This window comes from Larkinella sp. VNQ87 (assembly GCF_049445795.1).
Lineage (GTDB): Bacteria > Bacteroidota > Bacteroidia > Cytophagales > Spirosomataceae > Larkinella.
Map to the genome: position 1 here is coordinate 115,776 of NZ_JBMSDT010000017.1, position 22,297 is coordinate 138,072.

16 protein-coding genes and 1 riboswitch are annotated in these 22,297 nt (G+C 52.9%); of the genes, 8 read left to right on the forward strand and 8 right to left on the reverse strand.

The features are described 5' to 3' along the window. Window positions 1-5: 5 nt before the first annotated feature. From ACO2Q8_RS25670 to ACO2Q8_RS25685, 4 genes are all read right to left on the reverse strand, one after another. Window positions 6-1,217, reverse strand: a complete 1,212-nt coding sequence (locus tag ACO2Q8_RS25670) for an ROK family transcriptional regulator (RefSeq protein WP_423347746.1) — start codon at window positions 1,215-1,217, stop codon at window positions 6-8. Window positions 1,218-1,442: 225 nt separating this feature from the next. Continuing rightward, window positions 1,443-2,486 carry a homoserine O-acetyltransferase MetX gene (gene metX, locus ACO2Q8_RS25675; RefSeq protein ID WP_423347747.1) on the reverse strand — a complete coding sequence of 348 codons (1,044 nt, stop codon included), beginning with the start codon at window positions 2,484-2,486 and terminating at the stop codon, window positions 1,443-1,445. A gap of 140 nt (window positions 2,487-2,626) precedes the next feature. Then, window positions 2,627-3,931 (reverse strand): O-acetylhomoserine aminocarboxypropyltransferase/cysteine synthase family protein, encoded by a 1,305-nt coding sequence (locus tag ACO2Q8_RS25680; RefSeq protein WP_423347748.1) that lies wholly within the window; start codon window positions 3,929-3,931, stop codon window positions 2,627-2,629. A 232-nt stretch (window positions 3,932-4,163) separates the two neighbouring features. Then, window positions 4,164-4,282, reverse strand: a riboswitch (SAM riboswitch). 226 nt (window positions 4,283-4,508) lie between these two features. Continuing rightward, window positions 4,509-5,987, reverse strand: coding sequence for a Gfo/Idh/MocA family protein (locus ACO2Q8_RS25685; RefSeq protein ID WP_423347749.1), 1,479 nt, complete (start codon window positions 5,985-5,987; stop codon window positions 4,509-4,511). A 260-nt stretch (window positions 5,988-6,247) separates the two neighbouring features. Between ACO2Q8_RS25685 and ACO2Q8_RS25690 the strand changes: the two genes are divergently transcribed. The 3 genes from ACO2Q8_RS25690 (at window position 6,248) to ACO2Q8_RS25700 (ending at window position 7,974) form a co-directional block, all read left to right on the forward strand. Continuing rightward, window positions 6,248-6,574: a DUF721 domain-containing protein gene (locus tag ACO2Q8_RS25690; protein WP_423347750.1), complete on the forward strand. Its 327-nt coding sequence runs from the start codon at window positions 6,248-6,250 to the stop codon at window positions 6,572-6,574. A 6-nt stretch (window positions 6,575-6,580) separates the two neighbouring features. Further along, window positions 6,581-7,501, forward strand: a complete 921-nt coding sequence (locus tag ACO2Q8_RS25695; RefSeq protein ID WP_423347751.1) for a S66 peptidase family protein — start codon at window positions 6,581-6,583, stop codon at window positions 7,499-7,501. A 110-nt stretch (window positions 7,502-7,611) separates the two neighbouring features. Continuing rightward, complete coding sequence (locus ACO2Q8_RS25700; RefSeq protein ID WP_423347752.1) at window positions 7,612-7,974, forward strand: four helix bundle protein; 363 nt, start codon at window positions 7,612-7,614, stop codon at window positions 7,972-7,974. A 114-nt stretch (window positions 7,975-8,088) separates the two neighbouring features. Here ACO2Q8_RS25700 and ACO2Q8_RS25705 read toward each other — a convergent pair whose 3' ends face one another. Next, window positions 8,089-9,429: an amidohydrolase gene (locus ACO2Q8_RS25705; protein ID WP_423347753.1), complete on the reverse strand. Its 1,341-nt coding sequence runs from the start codon at window positions 9,427-9,429 to the stop codon at window positions 8,089-8,091. Window positions 9,430-9,635: 206 nt separating this feature from the next. Between ACO2Q8_RS25705 and ACO2Q8_RS25710 the strand changes: the two genes are divergently transcribed. From ACO2Q8_RS25710 to ACO2Q8_RS25730, 5 genes are all read left to right on the forward strand, one after another. Next, window positions 9,636-12,707, forward strand: coding sequence for a SusC/RagA family TonB-linked outer membrane protein (locus ACO2Q8_RS25710; protein ID WP_423347754.1), 3,072 nt, complete (start codon window positions 9,636-9,638; stop codon window positions 12,705-12,707). A gap of 56 nt (window positions 12,708-12,763) precedes the next feature. Next, window positions 12,764-14,254 carry a RagB/SusD family nutrient uptake outer membrane protein gene (locus ACO2Q8_RS25715; RefSeq protein WP_423347755.1) on the forward strand — a complete coding sequence of 497 codons (1,491 nt, stop codon included), beginning with the start codon at window positions 12,764-12,766 and terminating at the stop codon, window positions 14,252-14,254. A 225-nt stretch (window positions 14,255-14,479) separates the two neighbouring features. Further along, on the forward strand, window positions 14,480-17,602 hold the full coding sequence (locus tag ACO2Q8_RS25720) for a SusC/RagA family TonB-linked outer membrane protein (protein WP_423347756.1): 3,123 nt from the start codon (window positions 14,480-14,482) through the stop codon (window positions 17,600-17,602). A gap of 23 nt (window positions 17,603-17,625) precedes the next feature. Continuing rightward, entirely contained in the window at window positions 17,626-19,107 is a 1,482-nt protein-coding gene (locus ACO2Q8_RS25725; RefSeq protein ID WP_423347757.1) for a SusD/RagB family nutrient-binding outer membrane lipoprotein, read from the forward strand. 27 nt (window positions 19,108-19,134) lie between these two features. Next, complete coding sequence (locus ACO2Q8_RS25730) at window positions 19,135-19,638, forward strand: hypothetical protein (RefSeq protein WP_423347758.1); 504 nt, start codon at window positions 19,135-19,137, stop codon at window positions 19,636-19,638. A gap of 74 nt (window positions 19,639-19,712) precedes the next feature. On the opposite strand, the gene ACO2Q8_RS25735 is transcribed toward ACO2Q8_RS25730, so the two are convergent. From ACO2Q8_RS25735 to ACO2Q8_RS25745, 3 genes are all read right to left on the reverse strand, one after another. Beyond that, window positions 19,713-20,633 carry an SMP-30/gluconolactonase/LRE family protein gene (locus tag ACO2Q8_RS25735; protein ID WP_423347759.1) on the reverse strand — a complete coding sequence of 307 codons (921 nt, stop codon included), beginning with the start codon at window positions 20,631-20,633 and terminating at the stop codon, window positions 19,713-19,715. A gap of 48 nt (window positions 20,634-20,681) precedes the next feature. Then, window positions 20,682-21,401: an SDR family oxidoreductase gene (locus ACO2Q8_RS25740; RefSeq protein ID WP_423347760.1), complete on the reverse strand. Its 720-nt coding sequence runs from the start codon at window positions 21,399-21,401 to the stop codon at window positions 20,682-20,684. A 162-nt stretch (window positions 21,402-21,563) separates the two neighbouring features. Further along, entirely contained in the window at window positions 21,564-22,007 is a 444-nt protein-coding gene (locus ACO2Q8_RS25745; protein ID WP_423347761.1) for a MarR family winged helix-turn-helix transcriptional regulator, read from the reverse strand. Between the last annotated feature and the right edge of the window lie 290 nt (window positions 22,008-22,297).

The following is a 22,297-nucleotide window of genomic DNA, read 5'->3' on the forward strand; positions in this document are numbered from 1 at the left end:
GTTGGTTATGGTATTTCTTCGTGTTCGAGCAGGCACTGCACTACGTAAGCCTGCGTGCCGTAGAGTTTGGCCATTTCCCCTAACCGAGACACCGTGATGATGAGTTTATTGCGAAAATCGGCCAGACAGTACTTGTCGATGGCCTGTTCGATGGGTCGGGTAATCAGGCGCTCGGCTTTTGCGACGACACCGTTGACGATGATCAGCTCCGGGTTGAACAGGTGAACCGCAATAGACAGTCCTTTGCCCAGTTCGCTCCCCACCTCGTTCAGCAGGTCGATGGCCAGTTCGTCGCCCGCTTTGGCTTTTTCGATGACCATTTCGACATCAATATTCTCAAAATTCTCTTCGGCCAGCTTGGATACCCGGCCTTCGCGTAAACCGGCTTTTACCCGCCGAACCAGCGACGACGCCGACGTGAGTGTATCCAGACAACCGACCTTGCCACACGAACATAGTTCGCCGTCGGCCTGGAGCTGAATGTGCCCCAATTCGCCCGCAAAACCGGCCGCACCCTGCACAATATCGCCGTTGTGAATCACACCCAAACCTACTCCCCAATCGATATTGATCGACAGAACATGGTTTTTCCCTTTCGCCAGTCCGAAGCGGTGTTCGCCCAGAATCGTGGCTTTGGTATCGTTGATTAGGTAAACCGGCGCATCGAAGCAGGCTGCCAGTTGCTGCTGCAACGAGAGTTCCGGACGATTCAGGTTCTTGTAGGTATAATTGGTTCCGGTCCGGGGGTCCACCAACCCGGGGAGGGCGCAACCGACTCCGATGATGTTGAGCTGACGCTCCTGAATGCGCTGCGCTACCTCGTCGAGTGGCCCTTGCAGCGTTTCCAGAAAAGCAACGGAGTCCTCCAGCCGCAGGTTGACATCCAGCCGGTCCAAGACCCGGTTGGTCAGATCGAAGACGACCAATTTAATGTCATGGATGCTAATGTCCACTACCACGATAGCCTGGTTGCCGGAACGCAGCCCAAACAACGCCGGTTTCCGTCCGTATTGCGCGGTACCGGTACCGATTTCCTGCACCCAGTTTTCCGAAGCCAGTTCATCAATCAACATAGTAACCGAGGGGACGCTGGCATGTAGGGCCTTCGCCAACTGCGCCAGTGTCAGGGGGCCAAGGCGGTACATTTCTTTCAATATACCGCGCTTCAGACGGTTTTTTTTCTTATCTACGATGGATACAGTATAATTGGCCTCCATACTACTCGATACCTTTAAGAAACTTGAGATGAGATGAAACGTCGGGAAAGATAGGCAGGATATTTTAAAATAATTTACTAATGATTGAATTTTATTAAATTATTTATAAATCAATAGATTTATTGGGCATAATGAGCTTAGTAACCTGTTTTTCAAGTTCACTCATTTCTAAAGCAATAGAAGATACGGTATCTACTATTGGTGAGCCGAATGCTATACATTCGATCAAAATCTGCTTTTCAACACCAGGCTCCGCTCTTCCATCCAGCGCCGGATGATCTGTGTCAGCGGTTTGGTTTCGATCAGAAAACCGTCGTGTCCGTACAACGAATCAATTTCTTCATACCGGGCATCCGGGATGTGCCGGGCCAGGGTTTTCTGTTCGACGGGAGGAAAGAGAATATCGGATTTGATCCCGACCGCCAGCGTTCGCGACCGGACCTGCTCCAGCGCCAGGGTAATGCTTCCCCGGTTTCGGCCCACGTTATGGGAGTCCATAACTTTCGTCAAAACCCAGTAGGTATAGGCATTGAAGCGGTTGGCCAGCTTTTCGCCCTGGTACTGCTGGTAGCTGGAAGCTTTGTAATGATCGAGTTGCTCGTTGTTGTCGAGCGCCTGCGTAAACCCGTAGGTATCGTAGTTCCGGTACGACAACATCGCCACGGCCCGAGCCGCTTTCATGCCCGCCCGTCCGGCATCTTCGCGGTTTTCAAGCCAGGTCGGATCGGCGCTGATGGCCATCCGCTGGGCTTCGTTGAAGGCAATGCCCCAGGGCGACATCACGGCGTTGGTGGCAATCAGAATCAGGTTTTGAATCAGCTCGGGTTGCTGAATCGACCACTCCAGCGCTTGCTGCCCGCCCAGCGACCCGCCGATGCAGGTGTAAATCTGCTCGATTTCCAATTCCTGACGCAACAGATCCAGCGCCTTCACAATGTCATGAATCGTCACCTGCGGGAACTCGTGGTAAAACGGCTGCCCAGTAGTTGGATGAATGGACAGCGGGCCGGTGGAGCCGTAGCAAGAGCCTAACACGTTGACACAAACGATGAAGTACTGAGCCGGATCATAAAATTTCCCCGGCCCGACCATCCCGTCCCACCAATCAATCACGTCGGCGCTGCCCGTCAGGGCATGGCAAACCCAGACGACGTTGGAACGATCTTCATTGAGCGTTCCGCGCGTCGTGTACGCCAACCGAAAACCCGGCAGGGAGGTTCCCGACTCCAGCGAGAAGGTAAACTTGTAATCAAAGAATTTAGTCTCCAATCGAAAAAGAGTTGTCGGTAAGCGGTTTCACCTTCGTTATTCGATATTCGTTATTCGGTGTTCAATATTGAAATAACAAATATCGAATACTGAATAACGAACACCGAATAATGAAGGTGCGGCCTACCGTAAATCGAATACTACGCCTTGATGGCCGCAAACGCCTGTTCCAGATCGGCTTTGATGTCGTCGATGTGTTCAATACCCAGCGACAGCCGCAACTGGCCTGGTTGTACCCCGGCGCTAACCTGCTCTTCGGCACTCAATTGCTGGTGTGTTGTTGCCGCCGGGTGAATGATCAGCGTTTTGGCATCACCGACATTGGCTAAGTGGCTGATCAACTTCAGGTTATCGATAAAGGTATCGGCCGCTTCCTTCCCGGCTTTCAGTTTGAACGACAGAACGCCCCCAAAACCGCGTTTCAGGTATTTCTGGGCCAGCGTGTGGTACGGGCTGCTGGCCAATCCCGGGTAAAAGACCTTCTCGACCTGCTCGTGCTGCTCCAGCCACTGCGCAATCGCCAGGGCGTTCTGCACCGTCCGGTCGACACGCAGCGACAGCGTTTCAACGCCTTGCAGGAATAAAAACGAGTTGAATGGGCTCAGGGCCGGGCCCCAGTCGCGCAGCCCTTCGACCCGGGCGCGGATGATGAACTGGATATTGCCAAACGGGCCGCCGATGCCGAACACATCGTTGAATATTAGGCCGTGGTAGCCTTCGGCGGGTTCGGTAAACTGCGGAAATTTGCCGTTCCCCCAGTTGTAATTCCCGCTATCGACAATGACGCCCCCGATGCTCGTGCCGTGGCCACCGATCCACTTGGTCGCCGACTCAACCACCACAGCCGCGCCGTGTTCGATGGGTCGGAACAGATAACCGCCCGCACCGAAGGTGTTGTCGACAATCAACGGCAAGTCGTGTTTCTGAGCCAGGGCGGCAAAGGCCTCAAAATCCGGAATGTTAAACTCCGGGTTCCCGATGGTTTCCAGGTAAATAGCCTTGGTCTTTTCGTCGATTAGCCGCTCAAAGCTCTCCACTTTATCGCCATCTGCAAACCGGGCTTCGATGCCCAGCCGTTTGAACGACACCTTGAACTGGTTGTACGTCCCGCCGTAGAGGTAGGAAGTGGTTACGAAGTTATCTCCGACGCTCAGGATGTTGTTCAGCGCCACAAACTGAGCGGCCTGTCCGGACCCGACGGCCAAAGCGGCCACCCCGCCTTCGAGAGCCGCAATGCGCTTCTCGAACACGTCGGTAGTCGGGTTCATGATCCGGGTGTAAATATTCCCAAACTGCTGTAACGCAAAGAGTTTGGCCCCGTGTTCGGCATTATCGAAAACGTAGGATGAAGTTTGGTAAATGGGAACGGCCCGCGCTTTGGTGGTAGGGTCGGGTTCCTGACCTGCGTGCAGTTGCAGGGTTTCGAAATGCAAAGGGTTTGCCATGTAAGTTGGTGGAATTGTTGACTATGGGTAAAAACGTAGGTCAGCATTCCGGCGGCTGGCCGGAAAGGGCGCACAGATAGATTGTTGCGACGGTTTTTCGTGAAGTTCAGTCACGATAGGCCGCATCAATGATCAACCGAAAGCCGCTCCCGCTTGTCGGTGTGCTCAGCGTGTAGGTGTGTAGTAGCCCACCGGGGGGCATACAGCATCGGATGTGAATCATGGTCAGTTCGATTTATATCTCCTATCAAAATCACCGGAATGATTCCGTAGGCGGGATGTAGCACCTTGCCGCGCGGCAGGTTGCCAGAGGTTCACCGAGCCCGGTCTCTTGCCTCTTCTTTATAAATCAAGCGCAACAATTGGCTGTTGCAAAGGATACGGAGACGTTCCGTATCGGTTTGGAGACTTGATTTGAGCCGCAAGTATAGCGAACGAAGACCGTTGCTCCAAATTTTTTAACAGGAAACCGGATGAAGGACTTTCTTTACTCGCTTCTCCCAAACAGAAAACCTCCTGCTTTACCGTCAAACCGACAGCAAACAGGAGGTTCTACAGGGAAATGATCCGGTTCGTCTTACATCGACAATTTCCAGCCGTCGCGGTATTGCCGCGAAACAAACTGGTTAGCGTCATCGAAGTTGGTGATTTTCATATTCTTACCATCCCAGGTCAACCGCTTACGGCCCGGGTAGGTGAACCCCTTGCCGTCGGCTTTGGGTGTCCGGAGCATGTAACTACGAATGGCCAGGTTACCCATCAGCACGGATTCAGTCAGCGGTCCTGAAAAGTCGAACGACGAGGTTAGTGCTTTGTGTTCTTTGCTGTTAAAACCGGCTTTGCAGGCTTCGGTCCACAGAATCTGATGGCCATTTTCTGGCCAGAACTTGCCATTTTCCGGTTTCGGTTTCGCCGGAGCGACAATTTTCTGGCCGTCTTTGGTGTACAAAATCGGATCGTCGCCGTACATGCCGCAGGCAATCATGCCTTTATCCCCGATCATGAACATCCCGTTTTCGCCATTTTCCGGATACGCTTCGCCGGTTGGCAGCAGATCGGGTTTGAACGGACGGATACCGCCGTCGGACCAAACCAGTTTCACATCGGATTTATTTTTGGCCGAAGCCGGGAATTTCAATTCGACGCGCGAAGAGGGCGGGCAACCTTCGGGATTATACTCCGGCGTCCAGTCTTTGAGGAAAACCGCCCCAACGCTGGTTTCCACCTCGGTCGGATAGCCCAGTCCCAGTACCCGGAACGGAATGTCCATGATGTGACAACCGATGTCGCCGAGTGCACCCGCACCAAAGTTCCACCAACCCCGCCATTTGAAGGGGTGGTAGGCCGGGGTGTAGCCCACTTTCTGGGCGGGTCCGAGCCACAGGTCCCAATCCAGATCGACGGGCGTTTCGCCAGCCGGTTGCGGTACCGGAATACCCTGTGGCCACACGGGACGGTTGGTCCAGATCTGGATTTCGCTCACCTTACCGAGCAGCCCTTTGTCGAACCACTCGACCATCGTTTTCTGCTGCGGGTTCGACGAACCCTGGTTTCCCATCTGCGTCACCACCTTGTATTTGCGGGCCGCTTCGGTCAGCATCCGGGCTTCGTAAATATTGTGCGTCAGCGGTTTTTGCACATAAACGTGTTTTCCGCGCTGCATAGCGGCCATGGCCACCACCGCGTGGGTGTGGTCGGCCGTCGAAACCGTTACGGCGTCGATGGTTTTTCCTTCCTTGTCGAGCATTTCACGGAAGTCCTTGTAGCGCTTGGCATTGGCGTGCTTCGTAAAATTTTCTTTAACGCGGGCCAGCCCCCAATCGACATCGCACAGAGCCACAACGTTATTAGCTCCGTTGTTAAACGAATTGTTGATGTCACTCGACCCTTTTCCACCAAAACCAACGGCGGCCAGGTTCAGTTTATCGCTTGGCGCAATGAAGCCCCGGCCGCCCAGCACATGACGCGGCACGATGAAGAAGCCACTGGCCGCGAGCGCCCCGGCCTGAATAAATTTGCGACGCGATGGTTGCGACGGTTTTTCTGAAGATTGCATAAATCAGATAAGGACTATAGGTATCTCAAGAGTAAATAAAGCTCAAAGTAGGGAAGTTCTACCCGAAAAAGCGAATGTTCGGACGGCATTTCGCATTAATTTAATCAACCCGCCTGGAAATGCGGCTGATTTTCTCCGGTTTCAGCAATATGTACCGCTATTCGGGCAAACCAGACTACCCGACCGGCTAATTTTTTTTGGAAACCGGCTTGCCATTCCTTCCGGTCGTTCGTTACCTTTGTGTCAAGACACCGCATCGTATGGCCCAATACTATCGATTTGACAAAGAAAACGCTTCCCGGAAGCCCGGAACGGTTGCCCTGAAGGACGCAATCGGCCATATGCTGAAGTCGTATCAACTGCAAACCCGCTTCAACGAAACCTACCTTGAAGCCTTCTGGGAGAAAATGATGGGCAAAGCCATTGCCTCCCGCACCAACCGGCTCTATGTCCGGGATCGAAAGCTGCACATTGAGATTAACTCCGCTCCGCTTCGCAACGAACTGGTCATCGCCAAGCAGAAAATGATTCAGCTCATCAACCGCGAAATGGGCACCGATGTGCTAGAAGACATCATTTTTATCTGATCGACCTTGATACGTCCCTCCTTCCTCCAACCCGGCCATCGGGTCGGCGTGATGGCCATGGCCAGTCGGCTGGATTACGAGTCCCTCGAACCGGCTTTCCGGATTTTGCGCGACCAGTGGCAGCTCGATGTCGTTGAAGGCCAGACGCTGTACAGTAGCCACTACCAGTTTGCCGGCGACGATGCCCTGCGCGCCCGGGAACTGCAGCAGATGCTCGATGATCCGACAATCCGGGCAGTTTTTTCGGCCCGGGGCGGTTACGGCAGTTACCGCATCCTCGACCAGCTTGATTTTACCCAGTTTCTCAAAAATCCCAAATGGATCGTCGGCTTCAGCGACATTACGGTCCTGCACTGCCACCTGCACCAACTAGGCATTCAAAGCCTGCACGCCATCATGCCGAAATTGTTTGGTAGTGAAGGCGTTAAGGATTCCCTTGAAACGCTGCGTCAGTGCTTATTTGGCGAAACGGTTGCGCCCTATGCCAGCCCGGCCAATGTCCTGAATCGTCCCGGAACCGCCAGCGGTCCACTCGTCGGTGGTAACCTGACGTTGCTGGTTCATACCCTCTGTACGCCCTCCGACATCGACTTAAGCGGCAAGTTGCTGTTTATTGAAGACATCGACGAAACGTTCTATTCCGTCGACCGAATGCTGATTCAGCTTCGGCGCTCGGGCCGACTGGCCGGTTTGGCCGGACTGGTCGTGGGCCAATTTTCGGAAATGCGCATCAATGAGTCGGCGCCCTTCGGCAAAACCGTTAACGAAATCATTGCCGAGCACGTCGCTTCCTACCGGTTTCCGGTCTGCTTCGATTTCCCGGTCGGCCATGTGGCCCGCAATCTCGCCATGCCCATCGGCCGAGGTGCCACGCTGGAGGTGAGTGAGGAAGGAGGAAAGATGAAGTTTTTGAATAACGAATATTGAATAGCGAATAATGAATAACGAAAACCGTCGGATTTGAATGACTTGGGACAAGTATAATCGTCAAACAAAATAGTGAATGATGATTTTTGAACAACGAATAGCGAGAAGAAATGAGTGAGCGTAAGTTTGATCTGGAAGATCGCCTGATCGACTTCTCTGCCGTGGTAATCGCCGTCGTTGAAGCCTTACCAACTACCAAAGCATCCAGTCATTTGGGTAGCCAGCTTCTTCGATCGGGTACTGCCCCCGCCCTCCATTACGGTGAGGCTCAAAGCGCTGAATCACAAAAAGATTTCATTCACAAAATGAAAGGTGCGCTCAAAGAGCTTCGAGAATCCCGAATTAATCTCAGAATTCTGGACAAAGTAAATCTGCTGAACGAGACCGGTCAGATAACTCTAACAGAATGCACTGAGCTGATTCGAATCTTTAAAAAAAGCATCGAAACCGCCGAGCGCAACCTAAATCGTTAGAATCATCTAGGCAACTTCGTTATTCGTTATTCGTTATTCGTTATTCGTTATTCGTTATTCGTTATTCGTTATTCGTTATTCGTTATTCGTTATTCGTTATTCGTTATTAAAAAATTATTTCCTTTTCCCCACCGTCGCTCCTCCTTTCCACTGCTCCATGTAATCCACCGTCAGGTGGCAGAGTGCTTTGACACCCAGGCCAAAGCCGCTTTCGTCGATGTAAAAATCCGGGGTGTGGTGCGGGGCCGCATCTTCCACTTTTTTGCCTTTCGGCATACCGCCGAGGAAAAAGAAGAAACCGGGCACCTTCTGTTGGAAAAAGGAAAAATCCTCCGCGCCGGTGTCGAGCGGACGAATCAATACGTTTTCTTTCCCGGCCACCGCTTCGAGCGTCGGCACCATCTGATCGGTCAGGGCGGGGTCGTTGTACGTCACCGGATACATGACATCAATCTTCACATCAGCCTTCGCACCGGCGCTTTCCGAGACGTTGGAGGCAATTTCGTTGATCCGGCGGTGAATGGTTTTCTGCATCTCGGGCGTAAACGATCGGATGGTGCCAATCATGTTAACTTCTTCCGGAATGATGTTCTGCCGAATCCCCCCGTGCATCGCGCCGACTGTCACCACCGCCGGGTATTCCGTAATCGGCAGGTTCCGGCTGACGATGGTTTGCAGGCCCATCACAATCTGCGACGAGGTCACAATCGGGTCGACGCCCGACCAGGGTGCCGCGCCGTGCGTCTGCTTTCCTTTCACCTTAATGCTGTAAAAATCGACAGCGGCCATCGTAGCCCCCGGGCGGTATTTGATGGTTCCGACTTCGGTCTGGGAATTGATGTGCAGCCCGAAAATGGCGTCCACCTTCGGATTTTCGAGCACCCCTTCCTTGACCATCAGTTGCGCTCCGCCTTCTTCGCCCGCCGGTGGCCCTTCCTCGGCGGGTTGGAAAATGAATTTCACGGTTCCTTTCAGGTCGTTTTTCACGGAAGCCAGCACCTCGGCCACGCCCATCAGAATGGCGACGTGTGAATCATGTCCGCACGCATGCATCACGCCGGTTTGCTGCCCGTTGAACTCGGTGGTCACGGTCGATTTGAACGGAACATCCACCCGTTCGGTCACGGGCAAACCGTCCATGTCGGCCCGCAGCGCCACCACCGGCCCCGGCTTTCCGCCTTTCAAAATCCCCACGACGCCGGTTTTGGCCACATTGGTTTTTACCTCGATCCCTAACGCATGCAAATGAGCCGCGATTTTAGCCGAAGTTTGAATTTCCCGGTTTCCCAACTCCGGATTCTGGTGAATTTCCCGACGCCAGGTGACCACCTTTTTTTCAAGGCCATCGGCCAATTTGTTCATTTGCGATTTCAGGGTTACTTGCGCATAAATACCCTCTGACGCTAGCAGAAAAACGATTAAAACCCACAAAACTATTCTCTTAGTTTTATTCATAATGGCATTTCAATAAAAGAGATATAAAAGTATCAAAAAATGAGTAAATATTCCTAAGAGGTAATTTTTTACAAAATTTTTGCAAAATCGTATCATGCCATCATTTTTTGAAGCAATTTTGCGAATAACCTAAACAAATGTACAGAACTATGAGAAAATTCTTACCATCCCTTTTGGTATGGTGTACCTTGCTTTCTTTGCCTGTTTTGGCACAGGATCGTACCATTACCGGGAAAATCACTTCATCAGACGACGGCTCCCCGCTTCCGGGAGTGAATGTTCAAATCAAAGGCACCTCACGCGGGACCAACAGCGATGCCGATGGCACCTACCGCCTTACCAACGTGCCAGCCAATGCCAAATTAATTTACAGTTTTATCGGTTTTTCTACGCAGGAAATTGACGCTGGGAATCGCTCGACGATCAACGTTACGCTCCAGATTGATGCCACGAATCTCAGCGAGGTGGTGGTTGTCGGGTACGGTACGCAAAGTAAAAAAACCATCACCGGCGCGGTGTCGTCGGTCGATGGGGCCAGTATCGCCAACAAACCGGTGCAAAGCTTCGACCAGGCGTTGCAGGGCCGAGCGGCCGGGGTGAACATCATTACTCCGAACGGCGTGCTGAACAACGCCCCGGTAATCCGGGTTCGCGGGGTTTCGTCCATCAACGGCAGTTCGTCGCCCCTGATTGTCATCGATGGTTTGCCGATCAACTCCAACGACAACGTGTCGGCGGGCGGTTTTACGGTCAACAACCCGCTGGGCGACATCAATCCTTCGGACATCGAATCGCTGGAAATCCTGAAAGATGCCTCGGCCACGGCCATTTACGGTTCGCGGGCAGCCGCCGGGGTTATTCTCATTACGACTAAAAAAGGCAAAGAAGGCCGCGTTCAGGTAACGTACGACGGCTGGATCGGCGTAACGAGCCCCTTCCGGTTGTTCGACATGCTGGATGCGCAGCAATTCATGGATTACAAGAACCTGGCAGCCCGCAATGCCAATCTGCCGGACCAGTTCTTCCCGTCCTACAACGCCGATGGCAGTCTGGTCAATACCGACTGGTATGATGTCGTTTACCGCACGGGGACGGCCCACAACCACAACCTGAGCGTCAACGGGGGAACGAAGGACACCAAGTATGCTTTCTCTGTCGGCTACACGGACCAGGAAGGGATGCTGAAGAAGAACTCCTTCAGCCGGATGACGGGCCGCATGAACATTTCGCATCAATTGAACAAAGCTATCAAACTCGGTGCCAACATCACCCTGGCCAACAGCAACAACCAGGCACCGAACACCGGGACGACAGGCGCATTCAGCACAGGTGGTCTGGGTCGTCTGCCGCTGGTGCTGGCACCCAACGTAGCCCCCCGCAACCCCGACGGTTCCTACAACATCAACCGGGCGGGCAACAACATGGGTCTGGGCAATAACCTGATCGGCCCGGGTGGTTACTACAACCCGCTGCCGGATCTGGAACTGAGCCGGTTTACGTCGGAAAACAACCACCTGATCGGGAATATTTTTGCGGATGTCAACCTGTTCAAAGGGCTGTCGTTCCGGACCTCGTACGGGATCGACAACACAACCGTCGAAGACATCGACTTCCGGAACAGCATCCACGGCGAAGGCGGTACGGCGGGCGGTCAGGCGTTCAACATTTTCACAAACATCAAGCAGTGGAACTGGCAGAACTACTTTACGTACGACCTGCAACTGGGCAAAAACAACGCGTCGATTGTAGCCGGTAACGAAGTACAGAAATACACGATCAACCGCTGGGGCGGTGCGCGGCAGGGATTGTCCGATCCGTTCTTTACCTCCTACCAGGGTAACTTTACGAGCAACCAGCCCCCATCCGGTAACTTCCAGAGTCAGAACGGTTTGATCTCGTACTTCGCCCGGCTGGATTACAATTTTGATCAGAAATACCTGCTGACATTCAACTTCCGGCGGGATGGTTATTCTGCGTATGCCAAAGGCAGCAAGTACGGAAACTTCCCGGGTGGCTCGATCGGCTGGCGGATTTCCGAAGAAAACTTCTGGAAAAATTCGATCGGCAAAATTGTCAACGAATTTAAAATCCGGGCCAGCTTAGGCCGCGTCGGGAATGCCAGCATCAGCGACTTCGGTTCGCTGAGTCTCTTCAACTCCGGTTTGTACGGAACGGTTCCGACCTTCTTCTTCGCACAAGCCGGTAACCCGGCGCTGCAATGGGAAACCAGCACCAGCAGCGACATCGGGATTGCGTTCGGGTTGTTCGGCGACCGCATCACGGGGGAACTGACCTACTACAACAAAAACGTGACGGACCTGGTCCTGCCCGAACCCCAGGCTCCCTCCCGCGGGATTCCGAACAACTTCATCCTGACCAACATTGGCTCCATGGTCAATAAAGGAATCGAACTGGGGCTGACCTCGACCAACATTCAGCGAGGCAAGTTTAACTGGACGACCAGTTTCAACCTCTCGACGCTGAAAAACGAAGTGACGGCGCTGGCCAACAACAACGCCGACATTCTGGCCAATACGGGTGGTTTGGAAAGCTCGAACATCGTGCGGGTAAACGAATCGATTGGTAGCATCTATGTCATCCGGACCGACGGTGTCAACCCGGCCAACGGTCGTCGAATTTTCATCAATGCCGCCGGAGATCGCGTGCAGTATGACCACTCGGCCCCGGCTGCCAGCCGCTGGACATACGTCGACAAAGACGGCAACGCCCCGGCCATTTCCGGAACCGACCGCGTCGTGGTGGGTGCGGCCCTGCCGAAGTGGTACGGCGGTCTGGACAATACATTCAAATACGGCAACCTGGAATTGGGTATATTCTTCCAGTATTCGGGCGGAAACGTGATCTACAACGGAACGAAAGCCGGTCTGCGTGATCAACGCCCCTGGAACAACGAAGTCGGCGTATTGAACCACTGGAAACAGGCTGGTGACGTAACCGATGTACCCCGCCCGGTTTTGAACGACAACATTTCGAACGGTTCGGCCAACCCGATCTCGGCTAACGTCGAAAAAGGCGACTTCCTGCGGGCCCGGAACATCATGCTGGCGTATACGTTCCGGAATGATCTGCTGCGGAAAGCCAACCTTTCCTCCATCCGGGTGTATGCGCAGGTACAAAACGCCTTTACCATCACGGGGTATACGGGTGCTGACCCTGAGATTTCAACCAACCGGAACTCCAATACCGCGCCGGGTGTCGACCGGAACTCGGTTCCGCAGGCCCGGACGTTCACGGCTGGTTTGAGTCTCAATTTTTAATCGATCGTTTGACGCCCTGATTCTTTATCATCCTTAAACGATTCTTTCGACTTTCCATGAAAAAACATATCATATTTCCTTTCATAAACCGGCGCTCCGTGCTGAAAGCGGCTTTGCTGGCAGTGCTGCTCGGTCCGGTGACGACCTCCTGTACCGAAGAAGAAATTCTGGAACCCACTCCGCTGACCAGTCTGGCCGATGTGGAAGCCTTTGCCAACCCCGACCGGGTGCTGGCGCAGATAAACGGCTTGTACTCCAGTGTTAAAAACGGCCAGTTTCTGGGTGGCCGCTACCTGGTCTACATTGACGTTCGCGGGGAAGAATTTCTGAATGTTACCAACAATGGGGTAACGGCGCTCCAGACCTGGAACCATACCAACAACTCCGGGTCGAACGAGCCGACCAACCTCTGGAACCAGGCGTATCTGGCCATCAACCGGATCAACCTGTTTCTGGAAGGGCTGGATGCCAACCCGAACGTGGTCGATGCTGCGCTGGCCAATCAATACCGGGGTGAAGCCCGGTTTTTGCGGGGACTGACCTACTTGTCGCTGATTCAGTTGTACGCCCAGCCTTATACCAAAGACAACGGGGCCAGCCTGGGCTTGCCGTTGCGGTTGAAGGGAGAGGTTGGAACCGGAAACAACGATCTGGTCCGGAGTACGGTTGCGCAGGTCTATACCCAGATTCTGGAAGATCTGACTTTCGCCGAACAAAACCTGCCGACCAACTACGCGACGGCCGTGCTGAATACGACCCGGGCCCACAAGAACACGGCGATTGCCCTCAAAACCCGGGCGTATCTGGCAATGGGTCGTTACGCCGATGTGGTGACGGAAGCCAACAAAATCGTTTCGGCCACCGCTCCGTACCGGGCCGCTACCGGTGTAGCGCACCAGCTTCAGGCTTCCGTGGCAACGGTTTTCACCAACTACACAACGACCGAATCCATCCTCTCGATGCCGATGAGCAGCAACGATTTGCCGGGCACCCAGAACGGTTTGGCAAGTTACTACATGCCCATCGTCGGCATTGGTGATTACAGCCTGAACCCCAACGGAATTCTGGCAAACCCAGCTTTCACGGCGACAGATGCCCGTCGGACCAATTTTGTCAAAAACGATTTCACGGGAGATGCGGGCCGCAACCGCCTGACTAAATTCCCGACGGGGCCGCAACATACCGACTATGTGCCCATCATCCGCTACGCCGAAGTGCTGCTGAACCTGGCTGAAGCGAAAGCCCGGCTGGCAGCCGGTGTCGATGCCGACGCTTTGGCCCTGCTAAATGCGGTGCGTGGACGCTCGGCCCCAACGGCAGTTTATACGACCTTGGCCGACAAAACCGCGCTGATCGATGCGATTCTGGTAGAACGCCGGATCGAGTTGCTGGGTGAAGGCTTCCGCTCCAACGACCTGTTGCGCCTGAACCAGCCGCTCCCCGCCAAAGGTAACATCCAGGCTGTGGTGACAACGGCTTCAGTGTACATCTGGCCGATTCCACAAGGGGAATTAAATGTGAACAAACTGGCGGAACCCAACCCGTAAGCGCATCCATATAAAACCGCCTTTTTAAGGAATTTTGCCCATTTTCCGGAAGCCTCCCGGAGAGATTTTAGCCTCTTTTAGTGGTGCTAGAGTCTTTCCCGGAGGTTTTCCGTTTTAGCGCAGAATTAAAATATGTTTACTAAAAGGTTAGTTTGGTTCACAAATTGATAATATAGATGTATTTTTACATCCATTTTTTTTCGTTCATCCAAACAAAACCTATCTATGAGAAAACGTTTAGCTGGATTCTGGCTAGTATGGGTACTTTTTGCCCTTCCCACGTTAGCCCAGGATCGGACAGTGACCGGTACGGTTACATCCTCCGACGACGGCTCTGCTCTCCCCGGTGTGAGCATCCAATTGAAAGGTACCAGCCGTGGTACGACCACAGACTCCGAAGGGAAGTACACGCTCACGAATGTTCCGGCCAACGCCCGGTTGGTTTTTAGCTTCATCGGAACTACAACCCAGGAAATCGAAGTCGGCAATCAATCAACGGTCAACGTTCAGCTTAAATCCGATGCCAGCCAATTGTCGGAAGTTGTCGTTACGGCCCAGGGGATCGAGCGCGACCGGCGCTCGCTGGGGTATTCGACGCAGGATGTGCGCGGTGATCTCATTGCCCAACGGTCGGAGCCTAACGTCCTGAACGCCCTCCAGGGTAAACTGGCCGGTGTCACCATCAACCCCGCCAGTGGCGCACCGGGAGCCTCCACCAACATCAACATCCGGGGGATCACGTCGTTCAATGGAAGTAACCAGCCGCTGATTGTAGTCGATGGGATTATTTTCAGCAACGACCTGAACAACACGGAAAACACGCTGTTTGGCTCGCAACCCGCCAACCGGCTGGCCGACATCAACCCGGAAAGCATCGAATCGATCAACGTGCTGAAAGGTCCGGCGGCTGCGGTTCTGTACGGCTCGCGGGCGTCGGCGGGTGCCATTGTGATCACGACCAAAACCGGCCGGAATATGAAAGGTAAGACGGAAGTAACCGTCAACTCATCGTTCAACGTGCAGAATGTGTACGGGCTGGCTGAATTGCAAAATGACTACGGTCAGGGAACACAGAACAACTTCGCCAACACGTCGGCTAACTCCTGGGGGCCGAAGTTTGGCGGCCCATTGACTCAAGTAGTTACGACCCAGAATGATACTGTTCCTTATCAGGCTTATCCCGATAACGTACGGGATTTTTACCGGCAGGGAAGCATTCTGCAAAATTCCTTCAACATTGCGTCGGGCGATGAGCGCCGGAATTTTATTCTGGCCATTGGGAACACCCTGCAGAAAGGGGTAATTCCGAACACCAAATTTAACCGGACCAACGTCCAGGTAGGCGGAGAATCCCGGCTGAACAACGGGTTTAAGATCAATGGAACCGTCACGTATGTGCAAACGGTTCAGAACGGCGTCCCGGGCGGTAACGGGGGGAGCGCCTTCGGGCAATTGACCCGGATTCCGCGTAGCTACGACCTGATCGGTCGGCCCTACCAAAATGCACTGGGACAGAGCATTTATTATAACCCGGCCCAGAACCACCCGTTGTGGAGCGCCTACAACGAAACACTGCAAGGCCAGGTTGACCGGGTTTTCGGTAATATTCAGATCGGGTACGACATTACGAAATGGCTGAATGTTTCGTACCGGGCCACGGCTGACACCTACACCGACCGCCGGAAATTTGTGGCCGCCATCGGGGCCGCCCGTACACCAGCCGGTGAATTGCGGGAAGATATATTTTTCCGGTCTGAGCTCAACGGCGACCTGATCATTACTGCCCAGAAAGATAACTTATTTCTGGAAGGTTTGAATGCCAGTCTTTTACTGGGCAACAACCTGAACCAGCGCAAAACGCAGAACCCAACCATCGTTAGTCAACAACTCTCAATTCCGGGCTTTGAGAACATCAGCAACGGGGCGGTTTTCTCGGCCAGCACCGAGTCGAACACAATGCGTCGGTTGGTCGGGTATTATGGTCAGCTTTCGCTGGGTTACCAAAACTACCTGTTTGTGGAGTTGACCGGCCGGGTCGATCAGTCGTCGACTTTACCGAAAGCGAATAACACGTACTTCTACCCCTCGGCGGCTGTCAGCTTTGTACCCACCGACGCTTTCAAGCTGAATTCAGATGTGCTTTCATACGCCAAAGTTCGGGCGAGCATTGCGCGGGTTGGACGCGATGCGGACCCTTATCTCTTGAATTCGGTTTACGTTCCGGCCGCTTACGGGAACAACGCAGCCAGTCTGACGTTCCCGATTACGGTCGGTGGGGTTAGCTTACCCGGTTTTAGCATCAGCAACCGCATTGGGAACCCGAACCTGACGCCGGAGTTTGTTCGTTCCTATGAATTTGGCATAAACCTGGGTCTGTTCCGCAATCGGGCCAGTATCGACCTGGCTTATTTCGACAGCCGCAGTACGAACCAGATTTTCAACGTATCGGTTTCAAATTCCAGCGGGTATGATACCCGGACGACCAACGTCGGTTCCATGCGTAACCGGGGGATCGAGCTGGTCTTGAACACCACGCCGATTCGTCTGGCCAATGGCTTTAAATGGGACCTGGTGCTGAACTTCACCCGGATTCGGAACAAAGTCGAGGAAATTGCGCCCGGCGTCACGCAGTCGCCCATAACGGGGAATGCATTCATCGGGATTAACCCCTCGATTGTGGTCGGGCAACCGTACGGCGTCATCGTCGGAACGGCCAACGCCCGTAGCCCGCAGGGCGACTACCTGATCAACCCAACCACGGGATTGTTCGCCCAGGGCATTGCCGGTCAGGTCATTGCAAATCCGAATCCGAACTGGACGGCCGGTTTAACAAACACGTTGAGCTACAAAGGCTTATCGCTCTCGGTGCTGGTCGATACGCGCCAGGGTGGACAACTGTACTCGTTTGGTGCGGTCGATCTGCGCGGTCAGGGGCACTTGAAAGTGACCGGCATCGACCGGGAGCAACCGCGCATTCTGCCGGGCGTGATTGAAGTGACCAACTCCGATGGCAGCAAATCCTACCGCCCCAATAACATCCAGGTGAGTGCGCAAACGTATTGGGCTAACCTGGGCGGTCTGGCTTCTGAAGCAGCGGTCTTCGATGCCACGGTGTATCGCTTGCGGGAAATTGCCCTGAACTACAGCCTGCCGTCCAGTTTGATCGGCAAAACGCCTTTTGGCTCGGTTTCGGTCGGGATCAGTGGGCGTAACTTGCTCTTCTATGCCCCCGGTTTCTTCATGGACCCGGAAGTAAACACGCAGGGAGCAGGTAACATCCAGGGGCTTGACCTCAACGGCGCTCCCAACACCCGCAATTACGGGGTGAATCTGCGGTTTACGTTTTAATAAACCTTTTTATTCTGTTGACAATGAACTTTGCACGTTATAAAAAATTCCTGATGGTACCCATTCTCTTATCGATGGGTGCCTGCGGTGGATTCGTTGACGACATCAACGTTTCACCCAACAACTCCTCCACGGCTACCCCCTCGGTTCTGTTGCCGAATGTGTTGGCAGGAGCCGGTTTTGCCAACAACGGTGAACTGAACCGTTTTGGCTCCGTTTTGGTGAATTACCTGACCGGAGCGGGTGGTAGCCCGTCGAACTATGACCGGTTCAGCACGACCGGTGCCGATTTTGGTAACCAGTGGCGGTTCGATTTGTACGGCGGTGCGTTGATCAATGCCCAAAAGCTGATCGAAGTAGCCGATGCGTCAAACTCGAAAACGTATACCGGTATTGCCAAAATTATGAAAGCGTATGCATTCAGCATGGCAACCGATATCTGGGGCGATATTCCTTATTCGCAGGCACTCAAGGGCGAAGAGTTTTTGCAACCCCGGCTGGATAGCCAGGAGGACATCTACAAAGGCAACCAGTCGGAAGGCATTCAGAGCCTGTTTGATCTGGTACGGGAAGGGCTGGCTGATCTGGAAGCGACTTCGGCGCTCAAACCGACCAATGATGACATTGTCTATGGCGGTAATGTCGACAACTGGAAACGGGCTGGTAACACCCTGTTGCTGAAATTGGCGAATACCATCAGCAAGCGCGAGCCCGCCCTGGCCCGGCAGGTCATTACGGAAGTGTTGCAAAAAAACATGTACATCACCAGCAACGCCCAGGACCTGAACGTCAAATTCGGTAGCAACGTCGGAAGCACCAGCGCCATCTGGAACCTGGCCATCTTCGGATCATTCCGTAACGAATTGATTATGAGCACCCGGTTTTTAAACGTGTTGCGCCCCGATGCAGCGAATCCGGCGAAAACCGACCCGCGTCTACCGGTATTTTTCACCAAACCGGCGGCTGATTATGTGACCCTGGATAACGGGTACGTCGGGGCACTGCCCAACGCAAACACCTATTCGCGGTATGCACCGTATGTAACGGGCGCACAGGGCGAAGGACCGGTCCGGCTGCTGACCAACTTCCAGCGGGCGTTTATTCTGGCCGAATCAGCCCTGACGCTGGGTACGCCGGGCGATCCGCAGGCCTTGTATACCGAGGGGATTACGGCCTCGATGCGGCTGGCCGGCATTTCGGATGCCGCCATCACAGCCTACCTGACTGCCAACCCGAACATTGCCACACTGACCGGTACGAATGAGCAGAAACTGGAGCAGATCATCACCCAGAAGTGGATTGCCTGGACGGGCAACGGCCTGGAAGCCTGGAACGACTGGCGACGCACGGGGTATCCTCGGTTGACGGCTTCGCAAAATGCCGTGGGTATCGACGGAACGCGTCCGGTTCGGGCTGCGTACATCACGCAGGAAATCGAACGAAACCCGAATTTTCCCAACCCGGGCCCACAGTCCAATGTAAAAGTTTGGTGGGATGTTGATTAATCAGCCATTCGTTAACGAAACACAGTCATGAAAAAAATAGCGTTTCAATTTCTTTTACTAACCGTCATTGCGCTGGCCGGGACCTCCTGCAAGGACGATTACGTCTACAGTGATCTGGTTAAAGACAATCGTCCGGCCGTTCCCGTTACCTATACCGGGGCCACCACCTACGGTTTTGATCCGTATTACGAAGTATCTGCTGCAGCCGGTGGAAACATCAAGATCACGCTGTCGATTCCGCAAACCAGCGGCCGAACGATCCGGGAAATCACGCGGGTTGCTGCCGGAGCCACCAGCATCAACGTCCAGACGTTGAACAACGCTACCCAGAATTATATTTCAGCGCCAATCACCGGTAGCGGAACTACGGTAGAATTCACCACAACGCTGAAGGATTTTGCCACCAAACGCCCGGCGGTTCCCTCGACGCCCACAACTCCGTATCGTGAAATTGCGTTCATGTTCCTGGTTACGCTAGACGATGGCTCCGAGATTGTGGCTCAGCCTGTCCGGATTCGTATTATTGCCTGATCGTGGTTAGAGTTCGATAGTAACAAAAAAGCCAATCCGACGGATTGGCTTTTTTGTTACTGAGCAGCGGCCTCTTATTCAACTCCTTTCACCTGCATCTCCAGGGTGTAGACCGATTCAGAAGCCGTGATAAATAGCGTTTTACGGTTTTTTCCGCCGAAACATAGATTTCCCACCCAACGCGACGGAACCGGAATGTGTTGAATTTTCTCACCCTGGGCATTGTAAACCGTCACGCCCCGACCACTCAGGTAGAGGTTCCCCTGCTCATCAAGCGTGATGCCATCCGAGCCTTGCGGCACAAAAAGCTGTCGGTTAGTCAGCGAGCCGTCGGCGTTGATTTCGTACTTATACGTTTTGTTATCACGGATATCAGCAACAAACAGGTATTTCCCGTCGGGTGACCCAACAATGCCGTTGGGTTGCAGCAAATTTCCGTCAACAACAACGGCTTCCTTTTTCCCCTTCGGTAAATAATACACCTTCTGCCCGTCGAGATCCGGTTTTTTGCGCTCCCAGTAATCCCGCTGGTAGTAGGGATCGGTGAAATAAATACCGCCTTTTGGGTCAATCCAGAGGTCATTTGGTCCATTGAGCCGTTTTCCCTCAAAATCGTTTAGCAGAACCGTCACTTTCCCTTTGGGACTAATCGACCAAAGTTCATCCTTCTCGTCGGCACAGGCAATCAAATTACCTTTTTTGTCAAAATACAGCCCATTCGACCGTCCGGTTTTCTCCATGTAAACGGATAATTTGCCGTCGGTATCGTACTTCCAGATTTTATCGTTGGGCTGGTCCGTGAAATAGATGTCGCCTTTTTTGTTAACGGCCGGGCCTTCCGTAAACTTAAACTGGTTGGAGATCTGCTTCGGTGCTGCTCCCGGTGCAGTTACTTTTACGGAATCAGCCCGGAAAAAAGAATGGGCAAAGCTATCACTGTTGGCCAACGCCAGCAGTGCACCGAAGATCAAGCCGGTTTTTCTATGCAGAGACATACGGGTTGCATTGAAGGTTCAGGAATACGCAAAGATAGCAGAATCCGATTACCAGGGCACTTCCCGCTTGTCTTTCCAGAATTTACCCGTCTCGCGCAGGGGGGCTTCCAGGGCCAGCCAGACGGCGGTTTCAGCCCCTTTTTCAACGGGTCGATTCGCGTTCGGACCGCCCATGCTGGTTTGCACCCAACCGGGATTGACGCAACTTACGGCGATATTTTTTCCGGCCAGCGCAGCCGAAAACTGCCGGGTCATTGCATTCAGCGCTGTCTTGGAAAGGCTATAGGCCGGGTAACTGTCCTGCATGTGGTTCAGCGAGCCCAAATCGCTGGTCATATTGATGATGCGAGCCCCCAATTTGCTTTTTTCCAGAAACGGCAGGAAGTCTTGAATAATCATGATGGGACCCATCAGATTCACGCGGAGCGTACGCTCCAGCGATTCAATACTAAGTTTTTGAATGGATACGTGCCGGTCTGCTTCTTCGAGAATGGCCGCATTGTTGATCAGAACGTCCAGGTGATCGGCTTTTTGGGAAAAGGAGCCACAGGCATTCTTGATACTGACCGGATCCGTAACGTCCATTGGGAGCAGAATAGCCTCAAAGCCCTGCTCGCACAACTCCTGAACGGCCTGCCGACCTTTTTCAATATCGCGGGAAGCCATGAAAACAGCGTATCCCTGCTGACAGAGTTGCTTCGAGATCTCTTTCCCGATTCCCCGGTTTGCCCCGGTAACCAAAGCAACTTTTTCGTGGTTGGTATTCATAAGTTCAACGATTGAATGATCAAGTCGAATCCCGTCAGCCTGCTCAACTGACGTATACATCCTTCAACTTTACCATTCAATCGTTGAAATTGTTTTGAAAAGCGGTACTAATCTACAGGTGATCACCCGAATTAAGGGCAGACCATCTTCTTAAGGAATTGATTATGAATCCTTACCCAGCGCTTTGACAGCGCCGTAGAGCATATCCGTCATTTTGCGGGAACTTTCATCACCTAAAATCTCCCCGTACCGACGCATCAGGTTATCCCAGGCTTTTTTGATGTCGGGTAACATTGTAATGCCTTTTTCCGTCGCGTAAACCAGCGTATGTTTACCCTCGATCTTCCGCTCAACCAGCTTCTTCAATTCCAGTTTTTCGATCAATCGCGTGATCGTCGACGGCGTTAAGTGCAATTCTCCGCTTAACTCCTTGGGTTGAATACCCGGATTTTCAATAGCTTCTTTCAATACGAATGCGTGAGAGGCTGTCAGACCCAACCGGCCAAACTCTTCATCCGAAATATTGGTCATTACGCGTGCCAGGGCGTTCGCCGTGAAGTTCAGGCAATTACTGTACTTTGATACTCTCTTCTTCTCTGCGATCATGATTGCTAGGGTTTTAAAAAGCTAACCGATTTTGTTACCGATGTGTAAATATAATAAACTTATGCAAAAGTAGTTTGGCAAAACAATTATTTTCTAAACGCTTTACCAGCTTTGTTACCAATTTGTTAACGTAAAAGACCAAAGTTTCATCGTAATTCAAAAATGATTGATGCTTGCTGATACAATTAAATTATCTAACGGTATTCCAGGTACAATCAAATGATAAAGAAATACAATATACGAACAATAAAGAACAGATTCGTATATTATTTGATTGAACACAAAACTAT